Annotated in this window: 3 protein-coding genes; 2 read left to right on the plus strand and 1 reads right to left on the minus strand. The window is 52.2% G+C overall.

The window, feature by feature from the left end:
* The first annotated feature begins 669 nt into the window (after nt 1–669).
* Together CVU77_07645 and CVU77_07650 are read left to right on the plus strand one after the other, a co-directional pair.
* A complete protein-coding gene (locus tag CVU77_07645) occupies nt 670–900 on the plus strand; it encodes a hypothetical protein (protein PKN00889.1) in 231 nt (76 codons plus the stop codon).
* 302 nt (nt 901–1,202) lie between these two features.
* Nucleotides 1,203–1,949 carry a hypothetical protein gene (locus CVU77_07650; GenBank protein ID PKN00890.1) on the plus strand — a complete coding sequence of 249 codons (747 nt, stop codon included), beginning with the start codon at nt 1,203–1,205 and terminating at the stop codon, nt 1,947–1,949.
* A gap of 77 nt (nt 1,950–2,026) precedes the next feature.
* Here the strand turns inward: CVU77_07650 and CVU77_07655 are convergent, their stop codons facing one another.
* The gene (locus CVU77_07655; GenBank protein PKN00891.1) at nt 2,027–3,547 is read right to left on the minus strand and encodes a hypothetical protein; all 1,521 of its coding nucleotides are present in this window, start codon (nt 3,545–3,547) and stop codon (nt 2,027–2,029) included.
* Nucleotides 3,548–3,878: the final 331 nt, after the last annotated feature.

Here is a 3,878-nt window from a genome sequence, read left to right on the forward strand (position 1 = left end):
GTCGCGATGCCAATAATGTTTTCGCCCGCCGCCTCGCCGCCGCTTTTATCTTTTTCTCTTTACTCTTCACCCTTCCCGCTTCCCGTCTTTCCGCCGCCCCCCTCGAACTCGATTACATGGAATATAATTCTGACGCAAACGCACAGACGGCGTATGTGAGCAACTCTTCCGTTACAGCGACGGGCGGAACGATAACCGAAGTCGGCGGTTACAGGATTCATACTTTTACCGCTTCGGGAACTTTTACCCCAAATGGTGTTGGAAATGTTGAATATCTTGTTGTTGCTGGTGGCGGTGCAGGCGGAAATGGTACTGCCACTGGATATGAAAGTGGCGGTGGCGGCGCGGGCGGTTTTCTTACAGGCACATTAGGTGTCGTTGGAATACCATACACAGTGACTGTGGGTAATGGAGGCGCAGCTAGAACAAGTAGCAGTTCCGGAAACAATGGCGAAAATTCTGTTTTTAGTTCAATAACTGCCATTGGCGGTGGCGGCGGCGCTTCCTCACCGAATGTTGGTAACTCTGGTGGTTCCGGGGGCGGTGGTTCTCACAATATGACCGCTGCTGGCACAGGGACATCTGGTCAAGGTTTTGCCGGAGCAACCCCGGGTGCGGCGAGTAAAGGCGGGGGTGGAGGCGGTGCTTCTGCTCTTGGTGGGTTAGGCGATGGCGGCGCTGGAATGGCATCTTCTATTTCTGGCACAGCTGTTACTTATGCTGGTGGTGGTGGAGGTGTTTTATACGCAAGTGTCGCTGGTGGTTCAGGCGGTGGTGGGGCAGGTGTTGTTAGTGGTTATGGTAATGGAACGGCAGGAACAGCAAATACGGGTGGTGGTGGGGGTGGAGCGAATCAAAATGGAACAAATACGGGTGGCGGCGCCGGCGGCTCCGGCATAGTCATAGTAAGATACCCAATTCCATTTTTATCTTACTCCGAACCCACCATAAAAACTCAAGGCTCCTACGCAATAAAATCGTCAGCGCCCGTCACCACATCCCTCAACAAAACCCTCACAAGAACCGTCTCACCGACGATAAACCTCTCTAACTTCACACAAATCAAATTCGATATCCGCTCCACTCGCACCGGAAGCAACATCAAAATCGGCATCCGCGATTCCGGCGGAACAACGACCTATATCACCCCGAACATAACTTCCGCAAACGAATATCAGACGATAGATTGGGATATATCAGCCGTGAGCAACGCGGATAAAGACGCCATTGACAGAATAATGATCGAAATCGTCAATGCCGACGCCTCAAACACTTTTTACATTGATAATTTTTTAGCGCCCGCTATCGTGCCGAATGCGTCGGTTATAACATCCGCATCGTCGAACTCATCCGATAAAATTACTTGGTCTTGGCAGGATAACTCATCGGGCAACTATCAGGAAGACGAGTTCAGAGTGTATTCCTCGACGGCCGGCCTGCTTTCTACGCGCACCGTCGACACAACTTTCTGGATCGAAACCGGTCTGAAGCGCAACAAAGAATACTCTCGTTACATTCAGGCATACAACACGGCAGGTTCATCCAACTCCGCAACGATAACCTGGCGCACGAAGCCCGGCGCGTTTCAATCAAAATCCGCTCAAGGTCAGCCGACGCGAACCGGCGCCAACGCTTTCGGCTTCGTCGGAGACGCTTCGTGGGATTGGGATGTCCCGGTCAAAAGTGGCTCCGCGCTTACCATCACCGCATACATCCGCTACAACACCGAATACGGCGGCTCGACGACAAAACCCAAACTCACATTATCAGGGAAAGGCATTTCTCCGACGAGCATATCGGCGACATCCTCCGCCGAGAACGCATGGGAACTCTTGACGATAAACCCCGGAACTCCCTCGCAAAACGCTACGCTCACCCTTCGTGCCGAAGGATTCTCGACGAATCCCGCCGCAAAGTTTTATATTGACGATATCAATATTGCGCAATAGGGTGTAAAACGTTTTTTTTGTAGGGACAGGTTGCAACCTGTCCCTACTTCTCGGGCGACAGGAAAAACCAATAAAAACTACTCTCCGAATTTCTCTACTGTAAAAACATAAAGTTCCGTCGACGGATCTTTCCACGCGTCCGCGCTCAGCCCCGCCTTCTGAGAGCAAAGCTCGCCCAAAAAATCCTCTTTTCTGTCGAAGTGTTCCCACACCTGCGGCAAAAAAAGTCCGCTTCTGTTTCCGCGGACGACCGACACGCCGTGCGCGCCGGGTTCTATCTCGGCGGCGGATGTCACGCGTCTTAATGGCGACAGCGCCGAAATCTCGATTCTTACGTTGCCCAGTTCTTCGCTCGACAGCGGACCGAATCTGTGATCCCGGAACGCGGCGGCTCTTGCCATTTGGGCCACGGCCTCGCCTATCGGCGCGACGGCCTCAGTGGTTCCTATGCATCCTCGCAGATGGCCGTCGGACGTAGTCAGGGTGACGAAAACCGCGGAAGGATGTTTTAGTTCAGGGTCATCTGTCGTCGGAATGGTCAATGTTCTACCGAACAAATGTTCGGTTATTGACTTTCTTGCAAGTTCGAGCAAAAACTTCCGTTTTTTTTCAGAGATTTTAAATTCGGTTTTTTTTGTTTTCTTCTGCCTATCCCCTATACCCTGTCCCCTAACCCCTGTTTTTACAAACACTACCGCGCCGTATCCCACGACCCTCGAAATATCTCCGGAAGCTTCGGCCGAGTTCGAATAATCCAGAATTTTCGCCGCGTCCGCGCCGAGTTCCTTTGCGGCGGTCATAACGGCTATAACGGATTCCGACGCGCACAGCACGCATTCAAGCGACGGCTTAGCGGTTCTAAGCAGGTCGATTTCCGTTTCGCGCAGTGCCGTTGTGTCCAGACGGACAATGGCCTCAAGCGCTACGCCGTCGGCTTCGCGGGCCACGGCTTCCGACGGAAAATGCGACATATCGCTCGACGCCGCTATTAGGGTTTTGCGCCCGTGGTTTTTGATTGCCGCCGCGATGGCCTTCCCCGCGGCAACGGCCTTTTGGCAGGAATTTGAAGAACCAAGCAGAATGGGCACAATCTTTGCCTGTGGCGCGACCATTCTGATGAAAGGCAGCTGGACTTCAAGGGAGTGCTCCATAATGTGCGGGGCGGTGTCGGCGCGGAAGATGTCGGAGTGTTCAAGAATTTTCGCGGCGAGTTCTTTGTCGACGGAAGTTTCGCCCAACGGAGTGGCAAACGAGCCATCGGGCCATACCGAGCCCTTATCGAGCGGAAAATTGTGGCTGTTTCCTATAAGAACAATGGTTTCGGGGTCGGCAATCGCGGCGGCCGCCCACGAAATTGCCGCGGTTTTTCCCGAATAGACGTATCCGGCGTGCGGGGTCATTACGGCTACGGGTTCTCCGTCGAAAGTCGACGCTCCGGCTCTATCAAGCAGCTTTATAACGAGCGATTTGAGTTCTTTCGCGGACGCTGGATAAAAACTTCCGGCTACGGCGGGTTTTCTTTCCGAAGACATAACGTTCCTCCCGAACGCGGCCGCCGCGCATAAAAAAATCAGCGCCACCGGGCGTCGCGTCTTCATAGATTTATGATATAATTTTACACTCGGAACAGTCAAGGCAGTGGTTAGTGGATAGTGATTAGTGGTTAGTGGTTAGTGGTTAGTAAACAGCAGAAAAATACTATCCACTCGCCACTATCCACTCGTCACTCATCATATCCCCTGTCGTTAGAATGTCATCCGTTTCGTTGTGTATAACGCGATTTTTCCGGTTCTTCAGGGATTTGGCGAAAAGATTTTTAATATATATAATTTAAGGCAATTGAAAAACCCCGTTATTTGTCATTCTGAGTCCTTCGCGATGTCATTCTGGGTCCTTCGGCGGCGTCATTCTGAGCGTAGCGAAGAATCT

Source organism: Elusimicrobia bacterium HGW-Elusimicrobia-1 (assembly GCA_002841695.1).
Classification (GTDB): domain Bacteria; phylum Elusimicrobiota; class Endomicrobiia; order PHAN01; family PHAN01; genus PHAN01.

What these genes read in the sequence shown, in the direction of transcription:
- CVU77_07645 (PKN00889.1), top strand. Translation starts at nt 670, where the DNA reads ATGGCGGCGCTGGAATGGCATCTTCTATTTCTGGCACAGCTGTTACTT.
- CVU77_07655 (PKN00891.1), bottom strand. Translation starts at nt 3,547, where the DNA reads ATGAAGACGCGACGCCCGGTGGCGCTGATTTTTTTATGCGCGGCGGCC.